This is a genomic window from Collimonas sp. OK242 (assembly GCF_900107095.1).
In the GTDB taxonomy this organism is placed as follows: domain Bacteria; phylum Pseudomonadota; class Gammaproteobacteria; order Burkholderiales; family Burkholderiaceae_D; genus Collimonas.
The window spans coordinates 107,685-125,783 of sequence record NZ_FNOR01000014.1; the positions used below are offsets into that span (position 1 = coordinate 107,685).

The following is an 18,099-nucleotide window of genomic DNA, read 5'->3' on the forward strand; positions in this document are numbered from 1 at the left end:
CACTGACATCACAGTCCGGATTGATGCATTTTTTATTGGGAGACGCATGAAAAGTCCGTCGCTACTTCTCACTACCGCCGCCGTTGCAGCCGTCCTCCTTGCCGGCTGCGTTGCACAACCAAATGTGCGCAGCTATACGCCCCCGCCACGCAGTTCAGCACCGGCGCCGGTATCGCTAACAGAATCATTGAGTCCGTCCGAACAGATTGTCGACGTGCCGCAACAGCCCTCCAACCGGAAGAGCGGAGAATTGTCCGACACCGTGGAACGGATGGCGAAACGGAACGCCTGCACCCCGGCTGGCAGCGCAACACTGATCGCGAAGACCACCGCAGCCGAAACGTATCAGGTCAGTTGCCGAGACGGCCAGCAACAGCTGTACAAATGCGAGCTGCGGCAATGCCGCCTGATGAATTGAAATTCGAATAAAGACCCGAATCAGCAGCCAATCCAAGGGCTGCTTTCATGAAAACAGCACTATAGCCGCCGCCAGGCTCTGCCCGCGGCTCGGCAGTTTCTTATAACGGCGGTGCAGCGATGAACTCAGCCAGCTGTTCCGCTCGTTCGGAGAACGATTGCAGCGTTGGATAATCGGCCGCGAGGACGATTTCCGGCAACATCATCCGCGTGAATTGCCAGGCAACGGCAGTGGTCACACCCGCCTGATTAATCGTCTTGCTGGCGACTTCCAATGGCCTGTTGCGCAGTTCGAGTTCCAGCGCCTGGTAGGCGGCATAGAGCTGGCCCTGGACCCGCGCGACCCAAGGCTCGTGCTGCTTCTCTGCCGGCCGCAAGTTGCGCTCATAGACAATCTGCACGGTTTTTTCGCAAGCCGCCAATGCCAGCCCGATCACCCGCAATGCATGCTGGCGCTCGCCGATAGCGGCAGGCATCAGGCTTTTGCCAGGCGCCGCCAGAGCTTCCGCATAGTCCAGGATAAGCGTCGAATCCATCAACAGCTCGCCATCATCGCAAACCAGCGACGGCGCCTTGACTACCGGGTTGATCGCACGAAATTGCTCGAAGGTGCTGAACACGGAGATGGAGCGGTGTTCGAATGGAATTGCAAGCAATTGCAAGGAAATCGAGACGCGGCGGACATAAGGTGAGTCAAGCATGCCGATGAGCTGCATAGGTTCTCCAGTTGATTGTTCGGCGACGGCTATCGCGCATACCGCAGCATGCGACAAACGCAGTCGACGCAATGAATTTATCGAAGGGAAATCCTAGCATAGAACGACATCAATCCGGTGTTGGCGCCACACTTGCTCGCATCAACACCGGCAACAGCGAAAGTTCGTCGCGTCAGGCTTCCTGCACCTCACGCTTAGCGGGAGTTGAGTAGATATCGATGCATTTGAATGTATCTGCGTAGCGCTTCGGATCGCCGCCTGCTTCCAGGCGTTTCTTGAATTCCATCGCCTCGGCGGTGCTATCGAATTCGTAAGCCAGTCCTTTAAAAGTGACGGTAGCTTCGTTCAGCCTAACCATTAGTATCTCCTTAGCTTAATGTCGAAAGGAAGGAGCATCCCGGCACTGCTGACAGTGACGACATGCCTTTTCTTTTTCTTACAAGGGAAAACAGGGACACAGCGATGCGTGGGAAAACAACTTACCCTCGGCTCTGCCGCCAGGAGGCATACCGTACAGGTAGCCGCCTCTTTTCCTTGATAGTACGCTTTTGGTGATTCTTGTTGAACTGTCAAAAGTGGCAGCTTATTGCCTATTCCTGCCTATTGATGCCTATTCGCGTCCATGCAGGCTACGCCATCTGGGCAGGCACGCAAGGCCGCGCGAATTACTGCCATTCCGAACCTATTCACTTTCGTCCACGAACTGGCATCTGTCAAACAAGAAAATGTTATTAGTTTGTCGGCGCCCATCAAAAAATGTAAGGCATGTCCCGGATAGTGAGAGAAAGAACAACATCTTGCGCACAATGCGCGGCAACTCATCGGGGGTGCTTATTCAGGTAACTTATTGCCGTACCGTGGAGCGCACCATCCCCGCGAAATTTTCCAGTTCGTTCGCGGCCAGATCGGATACCGTCCAGTAATTCATGCCGTCCCAAGTCCAGCGCACCACATGATAACCTTGCTTGTTTTGCAACTGCGGCGCTGCGTCCCTGTCGTTGCTCGGCCATATATATAAATTGATAGGATGCTGGGCGCGCCGATAAATCAGCGCGGCTACCGGCCGGCCGCCGAGATAATCGAGACGGCCGCCGATCAGCGGAAAACCCTGGGGCGCCAGATCGACCACCGGCGGAGCAAAATTCAACTTGCCGTTGAACCAGGGTTTTACCGTGTGCTGGTCGCTTGAGGCCACATCCGAAAGGTGGTTGACCTGGAGTGAGCGAACGTGGCTGGCAACCACTTCGTCAGTCAATGTATCCTGCTCAGACGGCAGATTGAGATACAAGCCTGCGCTCCATGCCAGCGCCAGCCCGGCAGCCATGGCGGCGCCGAGATTGAGCCAGCTGACGTGCCAGGGCTTGGCGCGCGGCGGGTCTTGCGGCAAGGCGGCGCTGATGCGCTGCACCAGATGCGCCGGAGCATCGAAATAATCCGCCTCCTGCTTGAAGCGTGCGCTGACGATGCGCTGCGCGGCATATTCGCGCTGACAATCGGCGCAGCTCTCAAGATGGCGCTGCACCTCCAGCGCCTCGCTTATGCCGAGCTCCTGATCAGCATACGCCGGCAACAGCTCCAGTATTTCCTGATGACCCATCATGCCTCCTGCCTGGCCGGCGCAAGAATTGTCGCCAGCAATTTACGACCGCGCCCGAGACGCGACATTACCGTGCCGATCGGAATGCCGACGATGGCGGCGATCTGCTTATAGGACAGCTCTTCCAGTTCGCGCATCACCATCACCTCGCGAAACTCCAACGGCAAGGCTTGCAGCGCCTGCTGCAGCTGCCGCTCGCTGTCTTTCTGCATCAGCAGCGTCTCCGGATTGTTGTCCGCATACGCCATGCCGGACCCGTCGCCGGTTTGGCAAATATGCACATCCTCGTCAAATACGGTTTGCTGCCGCTGTTTCTGCTGCTCCTGATACCAGGTGTAGAAAGTATTGCGCACGATCGTCAGCAGCCAGGCACGGCTGTCATCGCCATGAAAACTGTCGAAAAATTTAAAAGCGCGCAAATAAGCCTCCTGTACCACGTCCTCCGCATCCTGACGGCTGCGCGTAAGCCAGCACGCCAGGTTGAACGCGGAGTTCAAGTGCGGCAGTACGCTGGCTTGGAATCGCTGCTTCTTTGTCGAGTCGATCATCCAGGCATTTCCAAGGTTCATGAAACACAAGACCGCCGATATGCAAAATTAATTCCCGGGAAAGCCGATTAAGTTGAAATCTTGAGTTGGAATTTCGGCCGGGAATAAATGACAGGGTACACCGGCATTCCCGTTGCTGACGTTGCTACCTGACATCACGCATAGCGAAAAAACAAATCACGGATGAAATTTCTCGTGCCGTTCCAGCATGCGGGTGTAGTCCTGGATGCGCTTGGCACGCGTCTCCGCTTTCTTGGCGGTTTGAATCCTGAACAAAACGGCGTAACGATTACTACTGTTGAGGCTGGCAAAAAACGTCTGCGCACGCGGGCTGGCGTCCAGTGCTGCCTGAAAATCTGCCGGCACGGTCGACGCGCTGGCTGAGTCATAGGCGGCATCCCAACGGCCGTCGTTCCGGGCGCGCTCTATTTCCTTGAGCCCGGATGGCATCATCCGGCCGCTTTCGATCAGCTTCAAGGCGTTGTCGCGATTGATCCTGGACCAGATGCTCTTGACTGAACGCGGCGTAAATTTCTGCAGCCAGAAATCGTCATCGTCGCTCTTTTTCTGGCCATCTATCCATCCGAAGCATAACGCCGACTCTAGCGCCTCCGGATATGAAACTGAAGTCCGATCCGAACTCTTCTTTGCCAGCCGCAGCCAGACCCCGGGCGATTTGTCATGGTTCTTCTTCAGCCATGCGGCCCAGTCCTTTTGCCGATCGAAAAGCTGTATCGGCAGCTCCGCAACCTTGCTTCGATCTGAATTCATCGGCTTTCCCCCACGCTGACGGAAGTTGCATTTTATTACTATTTTTCGAATCTTCCTGGCCACGCCGCTGCAGGCAAATGGCGCACGTCATTTGAATCAAATCACGCCTCGGTGAATTTATATCGTATTGTGATATATTATCCGATCCCAAGAATCCCATTTCCCCGGAAAACCGTGCATCAGACACCCCCCTCATCCCTGTCCAAGCAAGACTTTGAAGCGCTATCGACCTTTCGCTACCAACTCCGAAAATTCCTGCGTTTCAGTGAAGACGCAGCCCAAAGCGAAGGCGTTACACCTCAGCAATACCTACTGTTGCTGCATGTAAAAGGCACTCCCGGCCGTGACTGGGCCAGCGTCGGCGAGCTTGCCGAGCGCCTGCAATCCCAGCATCACAGCGTCGTTGCGCTGATCTCGCGTTGCGAAAAGCTCGCTTTGGTCGAACGCCGCAACAGCGAGATCGACCGCCGCCAGGTCAACATCCACCTGCTGCCGGCCGGCGAACGCTGCCTGGCCAAGCTGGCGGAATTGCACCATGCCGAACTGAACACCCTGAGCGATATTTTCCGCGTGCCCAATATCAATACCTTCAATACTTTCAATATTTGAAAATTCCATCATGCCTCCCAAACATCAACCGCACAAACGCGATTTCGCGGCCGATACGCGCCTGCTTAAAATTTCACTGATCGCGGTGCTGATCGGCGGCTTCGGCACGCTGGCGGCATTTGCACTGCTTAAGCTGATCCGGCTGTTCACTAACTTGTTCTTCTATCAAACGCTGTCTTTCGTTACGCGTTCACCCGCCGATAATCACCTGGGCGCCTGGGTGATCCTGTTGCCGGTCGTGGGCGGCTTGATTGTCGGGCTGATTGCACGCTTCGGATCTGAAAAAATCCGCGGCCACGGAATTCCGGAAGCCATCGAAGCGATCTTGTTCGGCAAAAGTAAAATGTCGGCCAAGGTCGCCATACTCAAGCCCCTGTCCTCGGGTATCGTGATCGGCAGCGGCGGCCCGTTCGGCGCGGAAGGCCCGATCATCATGACCGGCGGCGCCATCGGTTCGCTGATCGCTCAGCATTTCCATCTGACCGGAGCCGAACGCAAAACTTTGCTGGTGGCCGGCGCAACGGCCGGCATGACCGCGGTGTTCGGCACGCCGGTGGCGGCCGTGCTGCTGGCGGTGGAACTGCTGCTGTTCGAATTGCGGCCACGCAGCCTGCTGCCGGTCATCGTCGCCTGCGCAGTCGCCGGATTCACCCGCCCGTTGCTGCTGGATGCCGGCCCGCTGTTTCCATTACAGACATCGGAAATCGGCATCAGCGCCCTATTCTCTTGCGTCATCGCAGGCATTCTGGGGGGCACACTGTCGGCATTGATGTCGACTGCCTTGTACAAGGTTGAGGACCTGTTCGGCAAACTGCCGATCCATTGGATGTGGTGGCCGGCGTTAGGAGGCATCGCGGTCGGCATAGGCGGTTATTTTGAGCCACGTGCGCTCGGCGTCGGCTACGATGTCATCGGCGACCTGCTCAACGGCAACCTGGCCTTGCAACTGGCGCTGGGCCTGCTGCTGGTCAAAGCCGTGATCTGGGTCATTGCGCTCGGCTCCGGCACTTCCGGCGGCGTCCTGGCGCCATTGCTGATTATCGGCGCCGGCCTGGGCACCGTGCTGGCGCCGTGGCTGCCTGGCGGCGACGCGCATTTATGGCCGCTGGTATGCATGGCGGCGGTCCTGGCCGGCGTACTCGGTGCGCCGCTTACCGCTGCCGTCTTCGCCTTCGGCCTGACCCGCGACACCAACGCGCTGCTGCCGCTGCTGCTCACCACCGGCGTCGCTTACGGCTTTACCGTATTGACCATGCGGCGCTCGATCATGACCGAAAAAATCGCCCGCCGCGGTTATCACATCTATCGCGAATACGGTGTCGATCCGCTGGAACGGCAGCACGTGGATGAAGTGATGACGCATGCGGTAGCGGCGATCCCGGCCAGCCTCACGATAGCAGAAACCCTGGAGCGCTATTTCGGCGCACAGCAAGTGCATCGCTGCTACCCGGTGGTCGACGTAGAGCAAGGTCTGATAGGCATGGTCGAACGCAGCAGCTTCGGTGCGCAGGCCGATGGCAGCAACACGCTGACGACATTGTTCATTCCCGCTCGCATGGAACCATCCGCCGCCCTGGTTGCGCTACCGTCCGAAACCTGCCGTATCGCAGCCGCACGCATGGCGACCCATCATCTGGAACGGTTGCCGGTGGTAAGCGACTTGCAAAGCCGGCGCCTGATCGGCATCATCAGCCGCAGCGACCTGATCAAACCGTCGCGGCTGTTTTTTGATGAAGAGCAAAAGCGCGAGCGGCTGTTGAGCTAAAAACACAAAAGCAGCGGATTATCGCCGCACGTGGAACTGCGGCATTCTCAATGGGAATTTCTGGTTATTGAAATCGGCATGCGGCGTAAAAACACTACGAGCGGGACGCAAAACAGTATCGACAAAGCACTGCTGACGACACTCCATTCGATGCCATAGGCGTAGTCGTTCGGAATCGTATGCAAGGAAACCATGACGCCACGTACCAGGCTCAAGAAAATGAAATGCACCGGAAAAATTGTCAGGGTGTTTTTCGATATCCAAGCGCTTGCTCTCGACACAGGAAATAACGCGGAAACCGCAAACGTAGCGATAATCCCCAGCAAGGCGGTCGGCATATACAGCGCCGGCCATCTGCCGAAATGCATGTTGGCGAAATCGACCTTGCCGTTGAGTCCCTCCGCATAAACAAGCAGCGCTGCCGCAATGATAAAAATGAGGAACAGGTAGCCCGGCTTTATATTGCTGAAGAAATTCTTCTCGCGAACATACTGTCCAACAGCGTAAAACGATAGCGCTACCCACATGCTGTCCAGACTTAGGGGAAGTCTAAAGGGCGAATCTTTCCAGAATAGCGTAATGACAAAAGCAAGGGCTACACAGATACAGGTCGCCGCCGTCAATGTCAGGAACTTGCGTAAGGCGTGATAGCTTATCGCCGTCATGATCAGGCAAGGGAAAAACCAGAGGGGGGGATCAACAAAAAGATCGGATTCCAACCCCGTAAACAAGCCGGCGACGGGGGAATACCATGCCTGGCCGGCAGTCAGCAAAGCCTTCGCGCCGATGTTGCGCGTAGCAAGCCAGTACAGAAAAGCGAGCAAGAAAAACAGGAAATAAGGAATGGCCAGGGTTTGCAATATCTTTTTGGCATAGCGGGAAATGGCCGCATCCAGTTTGCTTGGCTTGATCAGGAATCCGGAAATGAAAAAAAACAAGGGAACGTGAAAGCCGAATATCAGCGTCACAAGATAGTCGGGCAGTCCCCTGCTGTGACCGAGAACAACCAGGACCATGCCGATGGCCTTGGCATTGTCGATAAAGCCGTAGTGATCAGATGAAGCCTGATTGCGTGGTGAAGGATAGCTCGACAAAAATGGTGCCTTTATTCAGTGTGGAAAAATACCGTTTCTTCTCATGTATTCGGGATTGAACAATGGATGGCTTGCCTGACAAGATATTGCTCAACCGAACAGGCCACCTTATCTCTGATTTCATTTTTAAAAGCGCGTTTTTTTTGCGTCCTTTTACGATGACGGGTTTTGATTGAATCCAGCGGGCTTTCTATGTACGGCAGCTGAATTTTATAAAAGTTTTTTCGCGGGACAGGATCGCCATATTTTCCAAAAAATTCATCATATGAAAAATAAAATTTTTCATTCTGCGAAATCTGGCTTTTGCTGGCAATGCCTACCATCGTCTTGAAACCGAGAGCCAACCCCACGCCATTCATTGCAGCCATCAACAACTGGGCCGGCTGAATCTCATGGCAAATTTTTGTTGCCTGCTGAATTCCCTGGAAACCGTTGATTCCCTGGACACTGGATACACACATCACATGATCGTCGGGAAGCTCAAACAAGCTGCCATCGGCTATGACAAAAATCACACGATAAATGCTCACCATATCGCTTTTGAAGATCAAGCACAAATCCCCTTCATGGTCGACCGTGTGCGGAAAAGCCATCACTATTTCAAATAAAACTCCGTCGATATATTGCCCCCAAAGCAGCACAGGAGAATGTGAAATTCTCTCTAAAAAATCAATTTTGAAATGATTCTGGAGATATGAATAATGCGAAATCAGTATCAACAAACCGGTTCTTGCAGGGATACTAAAAGAGATGTAGTTTCTCAAGTACTTGTAAGTCAGTTCCGGCTTGCTAACGATCAATTGCCTGGTTTGCTGGTGACTGAGGATGCGGATGAATTTCAAATGTTGCCGGATATTTAAAATGAGCAGCAGTCCTCGATGCCATGTCTTTAATTTCAGCATCGATCCTCTCATCAAAATATTCCGGGTAATTCTTGATGTATTGGCAATAAAAAATTTAAATGGCAGTTTTGAGATAGAGATCACGAAGAACTCCTTTTCGAATTTTTTATTTATCTAAGCAGTCATTTGAAAAGGCAGAACGGCATCCGGCTTCGCAGCCAGAATCACACGTTTGAACTCCGCCTGTATGCGCGCCAAAGCAGCTTCCGATTCAGCCTCGAAGCGCATCACCACTACCGGTGTTGTATTTGACGAGCGCGCCAGTCCAAATCCATCCGCATATTCGACGCGCAAACCGTCGATCTTGATGATGTCCTCGGCCCCTGGGAATTTTGCCTCTTCCTGCAGTTTTTCTATCAATGCGAAATTCTCGCCTTCGTGCATCTGCAGTTGCAACTCGGGCGTACTGATAGACTGAGGCAATGCGTTCAGTACCGCAGAAGGATCACTTTCGCGGCTCAGCAGCTCTAGCAAACGGACACCTGCATACAAGCCGTCATCAAAGCCGTACCAGCGATCCTTGAAGAAAACGTGGCCGCTCATCTCGCCGCCGAGCGGCGCTCCCGTCTCCCGCATCTTGGCCTTCACCAGCGAATGTCCGGTCTTCCACATCAATGGCTGGCCGCCATGCCTGTCGATCCACGGCGCCAGATGACGCGTGCATTTAACGTCGTATAAAATATCCTGGCCGGGATGGCGCGTCAGCACGTCTGCGGCAAACAACATCAGCTGGCGGTCCGGATAGATGACCTGGCCGTCTTTGGTGACTACGCCGAGACGATCGCCATCGCCGTCGAAAGCCAGCCCAAGTTCCGCGTCGCCGGTTTGCAGGGCATGAATCACATCCTGCAGATTCTCCGGATGGGCCGGGTCGGGATGATGATTGGGGAAGGTCCCATCCACTTCACAAAACAGCTCTTGCACCTCGCACCCGAGTGCGCGATACAAATCGCCGGCGAAGGCGCCCGCGACGCCATTGCCGCAGTCCACCACGATTTTCATGGGGCGAGCCAACTTGACGTCGCTCAAGATCCGTTGGAGATAAGCGTCCCTGATATCGTGGCTACGGTAGTTGCCAGGTTCCGCCAGCGCTTGCCTGGACGGGGCGGCGCTGACGATCTGCTGATACAAGGCCTGTATCGTCTCGCCATAAATCGCCTCGCCAGCCAGCACCATTTTGAAACCGTTGTAATCAGGCGGATTATGGCTGCCGGTCACCATCACACCGGATTGGGCGCCCAGGACATGTGTAGCGAAATAAACCATCGGTGTGGCGACCATTCCCAAATCAATCACATCCACGCCGGCTTTTTGTAAGCCGGCCGCCAGCGCGGCGCTCAATTCAGGGCCGGACAAACGTCCATCGCGGCCGATGACAACCGTATTTTCACCTTTTGCGCGGGCCGCAATACCGAAAGCCAGGCCGATTTTTTTCGCGATGCCGACATCTAGTGTTTTACCAACAATGCCACGGATGTCATAGGCTTTGAATATCGAGTTTTTGAGTGGAAGCATAGTTTTCATGTGAGTGAGAAATAAATGTATCGAGACGTTTCAACTGCGTTTATATATATCGTCGAAGCGAACGATGTCGTCTTCGCCCAGATAGCCGCCGGATTGCACTTCGATAAGGTGCAAAGGCATTTTTCCGGGATTTTCCAGGCGGTGCTTGACACCGATCGGTATGTAAGTTGACTCATTCTCGGTAAGAAGTTTTTCCTCGTCGCCGCGAGTAATCAGCGCCGTTCCGGTGACTACCACCCAATGCTCGGCACGGTGGTGATGCATTTGAAGAGACAGTTTTCCTCCGGGATTAACAGTAATGCGCTTGACCTGGAAACGGTCGCCGGCATCGATGCCCTCATAATTGCCCCAGGGCCGATACACGCGCATATGGTTCATGTGCTCGGTACGGCTATTTTTCTTGAGGTCTTCGACAATTTTCTTGACGCCCTGCACCTGGTCTTTGTGCACCACCAATACCGCATCCTTGGTTTCCACCACCACCAGGTCCTGGACGCCGATCACCGCGACGAAGCGATTCTCTGCACGTATCATCGAGTTCTGAACATCGTCCGTGTACACGTCCCCACGCAACACATTCCGCTCGGAATCCCCCTCGGTCTCCTCCAGTATTTCCCACAGCGCGGACCAGGAACCGACATCGCTCCAGCCTATGTCCGCCGGCAGCACTACCGCGTGGCGAGTGTGTTCCATCACAGCGTAGTCGATCGACTCCGGCGGGCAAACGGCGAAGGAGGCTTCGTTCAAGCGGCAAAAATCGAGATCGTGGTAAGCGCCGTCGAACGCTTTTTGACAACTATCTGCAATCGCAGGGCGATACTCCCGCAATTCTTCAAGGTAGCGCGCTGCCTTGAATAAAAACATGCCGCTATTCCAGCTATATGCCTTATCTGCGACAAAAGTCTCTGCGGTGGCGCGGTCAGGTTTTTCGACGAATCGTTCGACGGCATAACACCCTGCGCCACCTTGCGCCGCGGCTTTGCCCCGGCGAATATAGCCATAGCCGGTTTCAGGGCCGGACGGCACCATGCCGAATGTGACGAGTGCGCCGTTTTCCGCGGCTTGCCGCGCTTGCAGGACGGCAGCGTGGAAGGCCGCCACATCGCCGATAACATGGTCGGCCGGCAACACCAGCATCACGGCGTCTTTATCCTGTTGCAGCAGGTAATGCGCCGCGACCGCCACCGTCGGCGCGGTATTCTTGCTTTCCGGCTCCAGCAGAATATCGAGCGGGACAACATCGATTGCACGCAGTTGCTCAGCCACCAGGAAGCGATGCTCGTTACCGCAGGTCAGCAGCGGCGGCATCAGCTCCGGCCAATCCGCGAGGCGCAACAGCGCTTCTTGCAGCATGGAGTTGTCTGAGCATAGCGGCAGCAGTTGTTTCGGCAATGCCTCGCGTGAAAGCGGCCATAAGCGCGTTCCGGAACCTCCGGCCAGGATGACGGGATATATATTCATAGTTCGCTCAGTGACAAAGACGGTTTATTTTCCGAGTGCCTTTCCGGCAGCCGGTCGCGTGCATCGCCCCAGTCGTCAGTGCCGGCCTCCGGCAGCTTGCGCATGTTTCCGGCGCGGTCAACGCTATATTCCTTGACCACAATGACTTCATCCAGATGCGCGTTGTCGAGTATGCGGGTGTATTCAAACAACACACTGCGCACCACCTCCGCTCCGGAACATATGTGGCTGCCATGGCCGATCCAGGTCGGACCGACGATCTTGCAACCGGCCTCGATCTTGCATCCGGAACCGATATAGACCGGACCTTCGATGGTCGTTCCATCCCAATCTATGCTGGTGTTGAGGCCGACCCACAGGCCATCTGCGATCTGCGTGCCGGGCACTTCCAGTTGCGCGACTTCGCCCTGCAACACGCTTTGCAGCACACTCCAGAAATCGGTCACGGTACCGATATCGATCCAGTTGAAAAAGCGCTGCTGGGCATAAAACGGCATCCCCTTTTTCGCCATCAGCGGGAACAGCTCGGAACCGATATCGAACACGGTGTCGGCGGGAATCAGATCGATGACTTCAGGCTCGAATATATATATGCCGGTGCTGGCGAAATTGGAGAGAGCGTCGTTCATGTCCGGCTTTTCCTGGAACGACTGTATGCGCCCATCCTGGTCCGCCACCACGACACCGTAGTTGTGCACCTTGTCCCATGGCACTTCCTTGGTGATGACGCTGGCCAACGCCCCTTTCCGCTTGTGTTCGAACAGCGCGGAGGTAAGATCGAGATCGATCAAGGCATCGCCGCATATCACGATGGTGGTTTCGTCGAAGAAATTGGCAAACTCCTGGATTTTCTTGATGCCGCCGGCCGAGCCCAGGGGCTCCGGCACTACTTCTCCGCTGTCGTTGACATAGCCTTCGAAGGAATAGCCGATCTGTACGCCGAACTGATTGCCGTCGCCAAAATATTCTTCTATTTTTTGATGCAGGTAACTGACATTCACCATGATGTCGCGCACGCCGTAACTGGCGAGATATTCGACCAGGTAGGCCATTACCGGCTTGCCCAAAATCGGAATCATCGGTTTGGGTAGATCGTAAGTTAATGGCTGAACACGAGTGCCCTTGCCGGCAGCTAAAATCATTGCTTTCATGTTTTCTACCTCACTAATTTGCATTAAAAAATAAGATCCGGCGCTTCCGGCTGCTATCGATCTGCCGGCAAGCGCCTGACCAGTCACTTCAAGTCTGTCGAGTTCCTTCGCGATATTTGCGGCACAAAATCAGGAACGTCATGATGTCGATGGTATAGCGGCGCAACAGCCGGCGCGGCTCAAGGCACAGCCGATATAGCCATTCGAGCCGGGTGTGTTGCACCAGGCGCGGCGCGCGCGGCTTGTAGCCGCCCCAAAAATCGAACAGGGCGCCAACGCCGATCACCACATTTGCATTCAGGGCCTGGCGATTGGCGAGTATCCATTCCTCTTGAATCGGGTTGCCAAGCGCCACCAGAACGACTTCCGCTTGCGAGTTGTTGATCGACTCAACCAGCGTTGCGCGATTGATTGCCATGCCGTCATACCCGTCGCAGCTGCCAACCACCATCTGGTTCAAGGTCCTACGGACATGATCGGCTGATTTTTTGAGTATCTCCGGCTTGCCGCCCAACATGAACACGCGCATGGGTGTTCTCGCAGCGCAAAATAATTGCGGCACGAAATCCGTGCCATTCAAATTTTCCTTGAATGCTTCCCGGCGAAAAAGATAGGCCGCGATATCCATGCCAACGCCATCATTGACTACCGTCACGGCATCCCGCTTGATCTTGTCAAGCAGATGGCGGCATTGAACAATGAAATTGGTATTAGCGAAAAACAGTGTCGCTTTTTTATTAGCCCGCACTGTGCGTAACAAATATCGGCTCAACGCTGGCGAAGTCGTTGTAACAACTGGAAAACCGGCGATCGGAATGATCTTTTCTGCTTTCATGTACAGCCCCTTCTTAACAACAATACCCAAAACAAAAAATGCAAAAATCTTAGTCCGCACATCCTCGGCGCCTGGCCATCGTGCAAGCGCTGCGGTCACCTACCGCACGAAAAACCGACGCAAGCGGATCACCGACAGCAACACCTCGTGCCAGGAGCCGTTGACCGCCCTGATATGCCATCCTGTGATAATTACCATCAGCGGATACAACAAACTCGCAACAAAAACCCCTCCTCCAACCAGGGCCACATTGGTGAAGTGCTGTTGCATCAGCAACAGATAAGCAGCTAAACCAAGGAGCAAGATGGTGCTGCCCACCAGAGGCGGCGCCAGCGCGTACCAGGTCGTGCGCAAACTCAATCCGAGCTCTCGGCTCAGCAACAATTGCGACACCGGAAACACCAGCAGATAAGCGGCGCAGAAAGACAAGCTCATGCCGAGCAGGCCGAACCGGTAAAAAATCGCAGCCAGGCCGGTCGCGAGCGTCAGTTGCGCGATACCAAGCAACACCGGGACACGATTTTTCCCCAAGGCGAAAAACAGATAGTCATTCAGTTGCACAATCGACGAGATCAGATATAGCAGCGCCAGGGCGCCTACCGTCGGCGCCGCCGGCAACCATTTCTCACCGAAAACCGTGACCACCAAAGGCGTCGCCAGAACAGCCTGAAAACACAGCAAGGGAGCAACGCAAAACAAGGTAATGCCGAGAATTTTCAAGTAACCGCGACGCAGCGCCGCCAGATCCATCCCGGCGTCGGAGAACACCGGGAGCGCGACCTTGTGCATCGAACTGGAGATGACCAGATATACAGACGATGTCACCCGCTTTGCCAGGTTGTACAGGCCAGTGGCATACGGGCCCAGGAAAATTCCCACCAGCAGGGAATCGCCATTGGTGTTGGCAAATCCGAGCACGCCGCTCAGTCCCACTTGTCGAATATCATTCCAGTATTTACGCGTCAACGCGCCATCAAACACCATGCGCGGCAGCCAGCGGCTCTGCATCACGACCAGCACCAGCGCCAGGCCGGACGCTGTCACCTGTTGCACCACCAGGGACATCGCCCCCCAGCCGCTGGCGGCAAGCGCGATACCGACAGCACCGCCGATGGTTACTGAAAAAATCGAGCGGATTGCAAGCTGGCGGAACATCATGCTGCGCACAAGCCGCGCCTCATAAGCGCGCACCAGGCCGAAGAACAGGATCGAGACGCTCATCCCCTGCAGCACCGTCTTCAACTCCGGTGCCCGAAACAGAGAAGACACCATCCCAGCCGAAAAAAACATCAATCCGGCGAGCAGCAGACCGACCGCTGTGCAACACGTAAACACCCATGAATAAAGCCGGTCGCTTGGCATGGCGGAGCGCACGATGGGCATGGCAATCGCGTCGAATACCACCAGCCTGGTGAATAAGATGAACAGATGCGCAATAGTCAGCAGGCCAAATGCGTCTGGCGTCAGAAAGCGCGCCAGAACCGCAAAGACGGCGAACGACAGTATTTGCTGCGCAAGGTTATCCACGATCGACCAGATCGATCCCGATGCCAAGCCGCCGCGGGCGCTCTTCTGATTCATCTTGCTCCTAATCTTATAAAAAATTCAGACACGAATACTCGCTCCGCCCGCGCTAACCGCGCCAACCTTGCATGCGCGCCAACACGCTGACGTATTTGAATCGCGCTTTCGGAAAATCGCCTTTCGCCACCGCCAATAAAATACCGACGCAAGTGCGCAGGCAAGTGGCCGGGAAGTACCAGAGCGGGTAATCGTTGATCCGCATCACGTGGCCGATTCCAGTCTCGTATTTCTTCTGCCGGCTGCAGGCGACGGCATCGAAATCGGTGGTCTTGACCGGATGGTGCAAGGTCAAGTCGACCAGAAATTTCAACTTGAAACCATGCCGCAGACTACGCAAAAGATAATCGGTCCCCTCCGCGGCCCCCCAGACCGTACCGGCGCCGACGCCCAGCAATTCGTTAAACGGCCCTACCGCATCGACCACGCGGCGGTGCAGAAAAATACTGAATTCAATCGCTCCGCGCCAAACGTTATAGCGATTCAACAGCATGCTGCTTTCCAGCCAACGCCCCTCGGTGCGGCCGTCGCCGTCGGTAAATCGTCCGGTAATTCCATCCAGTTCCGGATGACTGTCCAATACGGTGACGACCTTTTGCAGCAGGCCTGGCGGATACCAGCAATCATCGTCAGGAAAGGAAATCACATCCCCATCCGCCAGTCCAAGACCGACATTGCGTGCGCGCGACGCGCCGTGCGCAACCGAGCGCACATGCCGAATGGAAAATTTCTCGCGATAGGACGCCAGGATAGGCAGCAGCCTGTCGTCTTTGTTTTGATCGACCACGATCAATTCGAAGTTCCGATAGTCTTGGGCGTCCAGCGATGCCAGAAGCCGGGCGACTTCATCTGAGCGTCCTACCGTGGCCAATATCAGTGAAAATTTCATTTAAATTCCTTTGCTCTTCTTGCGCCTCGGATGCATAGCCAAAATATCAAGCGCAATCCGCTGCGCCCTGCCTTGAATTTCACTGCTACATGTAATTTTTCAAAATGGCCGTTTGCGGCTTATCGCCGCTGTCATCGGGCTGGATACTGAACGGATAAGTCCCCAGCCACTTGCCGGCGGACCAGTAAGTCCAGCCGCCCCAGGCAGAGTTCCCCTTCATTCCCTCCATAATTGCCGTCAACGCCTTTAAACACGGGTCATTGACAGCCACCCCGAATTCACCGAGAAACAAGCGCTGCCTCGTCGAGTTGGCCCAAACGGTGACGTTTGCCATGATCGCGCTCAAACGGGCGGGGTCGACGCAACTATTGGCGGTGCCGGAGGAATCGGCGTCCGCGTACTGATGCACTTCAATCATGTAATTGTTTGCCGGATCGCGAAACGACCGGAATGCATCGGCATTCGACACGCCGTTATCTTTCGCGTCCCAGGAATGCGCGCCGCTCCAGCCGCCGCCGGGAACCATGATCAGATGCTTCGAGCCGCGCCTGCGCAAGACGTTCAGCGTTTCCTGCGCAGTCGAGGCCCAGGCCGCCACCGACATTTTTGCGGGTTCATTCATCAGATCGAACGCGGTGTTGGCTGGATCCTTGAACGCCGTCAGCAAACGTGTCCACAAGTCGATGAAGGCTGCGCGCGGCACCTCTGACGAACCGATAGGATTGCCGCGATACTGGCCGAAATTGTGAACATCGAGAACAATGCAGACTCCCAGCGATTGCGCGGACGCGACACTGTCCCTTATCCTTTGCAATTCCCCCGGATCAAGCGCGCCGAATAATTTCGGTTGTATCCGCTCCCACAGGAACGGCAGGCGAAAGGTGTTCATCCCAAGCGATTGAAAATGCTGCATGTCAGCCAGGTCGGGATAGACGTAATCTTTAAAGACCGTCCCAGGTAATTTGTCCGCAGCGAACTCGGCGCCGCTCAGGTTGACGCCGGCCATGCGTTTGCCATCCAGGCAGCCGGCAACTGCCAAGTCGCAAAACAAGACACATCCGACCGCCGCCGCGATGGCCAGCGTCCGGCGCCAGATTGCAGGGATCCGGGAAACGCTGCCGTGCGCCCTATTTGGAAAAAATTTCATCATCTGGTTTCACTTTCAACGGAGAGGGGTTGTGGACGGGTCGCCAGTGGCAATAGCGGAATGAATTTTTGTTTGAATGCACTCCCCATGAACCTGATTAAGCGTGCTCCCGGCTTTTCAATCAATTGAAAGTTGAGCCACGAAAGCCCGAGGACAAGAACCACAAAGGGGATCAGTAAAACCATCTGCAAAGGAGACGGAGACGGAAGAAATTTATGACAAACATAAATGATCGGCATATGCAGCAAATAAATCGAGAAACTGCATTCCCCGCATAAAACGATTGCCTTGTTTTCGAAGAAAAACTTGCCTAGTGCGGATGGAAACGAAAAGCCGAACACCAGGAAGGAACCGAAAACGGCTGTCAAAATGCTGCTATAGAATTCCTTGTTGCTCGCAAAAGGAAGGGCAATCCAGCCGCCCTCCATCAACCCCATCGATGCCAGCAACAGCGCATGCAGGACGAGGATAGCTTTGCCGTCCTGGTTCGCAGTCCCGATTCTCGAGCGAACGATTCCGGCAATGACGCCAAACAGGAAATAGTGAAGTTTCGCACCGACAAAAGTACCTGGAAACATATCCCGGTACGACAAAAAAATCAGGGCGCCGAAAGTCAGGAATAGCAGGCCTGCGATATCGACGCGCGTCACGTAGCGACTGGCCGCAGCCCAGACAAGTACGAACAGAAAATAGAATTCGACCTCGGGCGTGATGCTCCAGAACACCGACACATTGCCTGAGAAAAAAATGTGGCGAAGAATGTTTTTACTCGAAATGTCATACACGAAATTCGGGTCGATGTATGTGTAGATAAGAAATGAGAACAGCAAAATGACAAGATAAGCCGGTGCAATTCTCGAAAATCTGGATATCGCGTAGTCGGCCACGCTCAGGGCTGAAAATTTCTTTCCAAGATAAAGATAGGCCATGAGAAAGCCGCTCAATGAAAAGAAAACCATCACGCCGATTTCACCGGAAAAATTGATTTTCCAGGGAAGCGAGAACCAACTCACCGTATGGCCGTACACAACCAGCAGCGCCGCCAGTCCGCGCAAGCCTGTGATTGCATCGATTCTTGTTTTATCCATGGCC

General features: G+C 54.8%; 18 protein-coding genes. 3 read left to right on the top strand and 15 right to left on the bottom strand.

The window, feature by feature from the left end:
- Nucleotides 1–46 precede the first annotated feature (46 nt).
- Entirely contained in the window at nt 47–418 is a 372-nt protein-coding gene (locus BLV81_RS16570; protein ID WP_092358243.1) for a hypothetical protein, read from the top strand.
- 100 nt (nt 419–518) lie between these two features.
- On the opposite strand, the gene BLV81_RS16575 is transcribed toward BLV81_RS16570, so the two are convergent.
- The 5 genes from BLV81_RS16575 to BLV81_RS16595 form a co-directional block, all read right to left on the bottom strand.
- Nucleotides 519–1,133, bottom strand: a complete 615-nt coding sequence (locus tag BLV81_RS16575; RefSeq protein WP_092358245.1) for a glutathione S-transferase — start codon at nt 1,131–1,133, stop codon at nt 519–521.
- Between the two features lie 172 nt (nt 1,134–1,305).
- On the bottom strand, nt 1,306–1,491 hold the full coding sequence (locus BLV81_RS16580) for a hypothetical protein (protein ID WP_092358247.1): 186 nt from the start codon (nt 1,489–1,491) through the stop codon (nt 1,306–1,308).
- A gap of 486 nt (nt 1,492–1,977) precedes the next feature.
- The gene (locus BLV81_RS16585; RefSeq protein ID WP_092358249.1) at nt 1,978–2,733 is read right to left on the bottom strand and encodes an anti-sigma factor family protein; all 756 of its coding nucleotides are present in this window, start codon (nt 2,731–2,733) and stop codon (nt 1,978–1,980) included.
- Nucleotides 2,730–3,278 (bottom strand): sigma-70 family RNA polymerase sigma factor, encoded by a 549-nt coding sequence (locus BLV81_RS16590; RefSeq protein ID WP_092358251.1) that lies wholly within the window; start codon nt 3,276–3,278, stop codon nt 2,730–2,732. The genes BLV81_RS16585 and BLV81_RS16590 overlap by 4 nt, the downstream gene beginning before the upstream one ends.
- A 177-nt stretch (nt 3,279–3,455) precedes the next feature.
- Entirely contained in the window at nt 3,456–4,049 is a 594-nt protein-coding gene (locus tag BLV81_RS16595) for a YdeI/OmpD-associated family protein (protein ID WP_092358253.1), read from the bottom strand.
- A gap of 174 nt (nt 4,050–4,223) precedes the next feature.
- Between BLV81_RS16595 and BLV81_RS16600 the strand changes: the two genes are divergently transcribed.
- Together BLV81_RS16600 and BLV81_RS16605 are read left to right on the top strand one after the other, a co-directional pair.
- Nucleotides 4,224–4,658 (top strand): MarR family winged helix-turn-helix transcriptional regulator, encoded by a 435-nt coding sequence (locus BLV81_RS16600; protein WP_092358255.1) that lies wholly within the window; start codon nt 4,224–4,226, stop codon nt 4,656–4,658.
- Nucleotides 4,659–4,668: 10 nt separating this feature from the next.
- The gene (locus BLV81_RS16605) at nt 4,669–6,423 is read left to right on the top strand and encodes a chloride channel protein (protein ID WP_092358257.1); all 1,755 of its coding nucleotides are present in this window, start codon (nt 4,669–4,671) and stop codon (nt 6,421–6,423) included.
- Nucleotides 6,424–6,470: 47 nt separating this feature from the next.
- Here the strand turns inward: BLV81_RS16605 and BLV81_RS16610 are convergent, their stop codons facing one another.
- From BLV81_RS16610 to BLV81_RS16655, 10 genes are all read right to left on the bottom strand, one after another.
- Nucleotides 6,471–7,517 (bottom strand): acyltransferase family protein, encoded by a 1,047-nt coding sequence (locus BLV81_RS16610; RefSeq protein WP_092358259.1) that lies wholly within the window; start codon nt 7,515–7,517, stop codon nt 6,471–6,473.
- Between the two features lie 41 nt (nt 7,518–7,558).
- Nucleotides 7,559–8,503, bottom strand: a complete 945-nt coding sequence (locus tag BLV81_RS16615) for a DUF535 family protein (RefSeq protein ID WP_143036357.1) — start codon at nt 8,501–8,503, stop codon at nt 7,559–7,561.
- 30 nt (nt 8,504–8,533) lie between these two features.
- Nucleotides 8,534–9,934: a phosphomannomutase/phosphoglucomutase gene (locus BLV81_RS16620; protein ID WP_092358263.1), complete on the bottom strand. Its 1,401-nt coding sequence runs from the start codon at nt 9,932–9,934 to the stop codon at nt 8,534–8,536.
- A gap of 39 nt (nt 9,935–9,973) precedes the next feature.
- Nucleotides 9,974–11,404 (bottom strand): mannose-1-phosphate guanylyltransferase/mannose-6-phosphate isomerase, encoded by a 1,431-nt coding sequence (locus tag BLV81_RS16625; RefSeq protein WP_092358265.1) that lies wholly within the window; start codon nt 11,402–11,404, stop codon nt 9,974–9,976.
- Nucleotides 11,401–12,555 carry a sugar phosphate nucleotidyltransferase gene (locus BLV81_RS16630; RefSeq protein WP_092358267.1) on the bottom strand — a complete coding sequence of 385 codons (1,155 nt, stop codon included), beginning with the start codon at nt 12,553–12,555 and terminating at the stop codon, nt 11,401–11,403. Before BLV81_RS16630 ends, BLV81_RS16625 begins: the two co-directional genes overlap by 4 nt.
- Before the next feature lie 88 nt (nt 12,556–12,643).
- The gene (locus BLV81_RS16635; protein ID WP_092358355.1) at nt 12,644–13,390 is read right to left on the bottom strand and encodes a WecB/TagA/CpsF family glycosyltransferase; all 747 of its coding nucleotides are present in this window, start codon (nt 13,388–13,390) and stop codon (nt 12,644–12,646) included.
- A 99-nt stretch (nt 13,391–13,489) separates the two neighbouring features.
- On the bottom strand, nt 13,490–14,971 hold the full coding sequence (locus BLV81_RS16640; RefSeq protein ID WP_092358269.1) for a lipopolysaccharide biosynthesis protein: 1,482 nt from the start codon (nt 14,969–14,971) through the stop codon (nt 13,490–13,492).
- Between the two features lie 52 nt (nt 14,972–15,023).
- Nucleotides 15,024–15,860, bottom strand: coding sequence for a glycosyltransferase family 2 protein (locus BLV81_RS16645; protein WP_092358271.1), 837 nt, complete (start codon nt 15,858–15,860; stop codon nt 15,024–15,026).
- 85 nt (nt 15,861–15,945) lie between these two features.
- Nucleotides 15,946–17,010 carry a glycoside hydrolase family 5 protein gene (locus tag BLV81_RS16650; protein WP_255365287.1) on the bottom strand — a complete coding sequence of 355 codons (1,065 nt, stop codon included), beginning with the start codon at nt 17,008–17,010 and terminating at the stop codon, nt 15,946–15,948.
- Nucleotides 17,007–18,095, bottom strand: coding sequence for an acyltransferase family protein (locus tag BLV81_RS16655; RefSeq protein WP_092358273.1), 1,089 nt, complete (start codon nt 18,093–18,095; stop codon nt 17,007–17,009). The genes BLV81_RS16650 and BLV81_RS16655 overlap by 4 nt, the downstream gene beginning before the upstream one ends.
- Nucleotides 18,096–18,099 lie beyond the last annotated feature (4 nt).

Bases quoted from the DNA above. Each gene is read 5' to 3' on its own strand.
- BLV81_RS16570 (WP_092358243.1), top strand. From the start codon at position 47: ATGAAAAGTCCGTCGCTACTTCTCACTACCGCCGCCGTTGCAGCCGTC.
- BLV81_RS16575 (WP_092358245.1), bottom strand. From the start codon at position 1,133: ATGCAGCTCATCGGCATGCTTGACTCACCTTATGTCCGCCGCGTCTCG.
- BLV81_RS16580 (WP_092358247.1), bottom strand. From the start codon at position 1,491: ATGGTTAGGCTGAACGAAGCTACCGTCACTTTTAAAGGACTGGCTTAC.
- BLV81_RS16585 (WP_092358249.1), bottom strand. From the start codon at position 2,733: ATGATGGGTCATCAGGAAATACTGGAGCTGTTGCCGGCGTATGCTGAT.
- BLV81_RS16590 (WP_092358251.1), bottom strand. From the start codon at position 3,278: ATGATCGACTCGACAAAGAAGCAGCGATTCCAAGCCAGCGTACTGCCG.
- BLV81_RS16595 (WP_092358253.1), bottom strand. From the start codon at position 4,049: ATGAATTCAGATCGAAGCAAGGTTGCGGAGCTGCCGATACAGCTTTTC.
- BLV81_RS16605 (WP_092358257.1), top strand. From the start codon at position 4,669: ATGCCTCCCAAACATCAACCGCACAAACGCGATTTCGCGGCCGATACG.
- BLV81_RS16620 (WP_092358263.1), bottom strand. From the start codon at position 9,934: ATGCTTCCACTCAAAAACTCGATATTCAAAGCCTATGACATCCGTGGC.
- BLV81_RS16625 (WP_092358265.1), bottom strand. From the start codon at position 11,404: ATGAATATATATCCCGTCATCCTGGCCGGAGGTTCCGGAACGCGCTTA.
- BLV81_RS16630 (WP_092358267.1), bottom strand. From the start codon at position 12,555: ATGAAAGCAATGATTTTAGCTGCCGGCAAGGGCACTCGTGTTCAGCCA.
- BLV81_RS16635 (WP_092358355.1), bottom strand. From the start codon at position 13,390: ATGAAAGCAGAAAAGATCATTCCGATCGCCGGTTTTCCAGTTGTTACA.
- BLV81_RS16640 (WP_092358269.1), bottom strand. From the start codon at position 14,971: ATGAATCAGAAGAGCGCCCGCGGCGGCTTGGCATCGGGATCGATCTGG.
- BLV81_RS16645 (WP_092358271.1), bottom strand. From the start codon at position 15,860: ATGAAATTTTCACTGATATTGGCCACGGTAGGACGCTCAGATGAAGTC.
- BLV81_RS16650 (WP_255365287.1), bottom strand. From the start codon at position 17,010: ATGATGAAATTTTTTCCAAATAGGGCGCACGGCAGCGTTTCCCGGATC.
- BLV81_RS16655 (WP_092358273.1), bottom strand. From the start codon at position 18,095: ATGGATAAAACAAGAATCGATGCAATCACAGGCTTGCGCGGACTGGCG.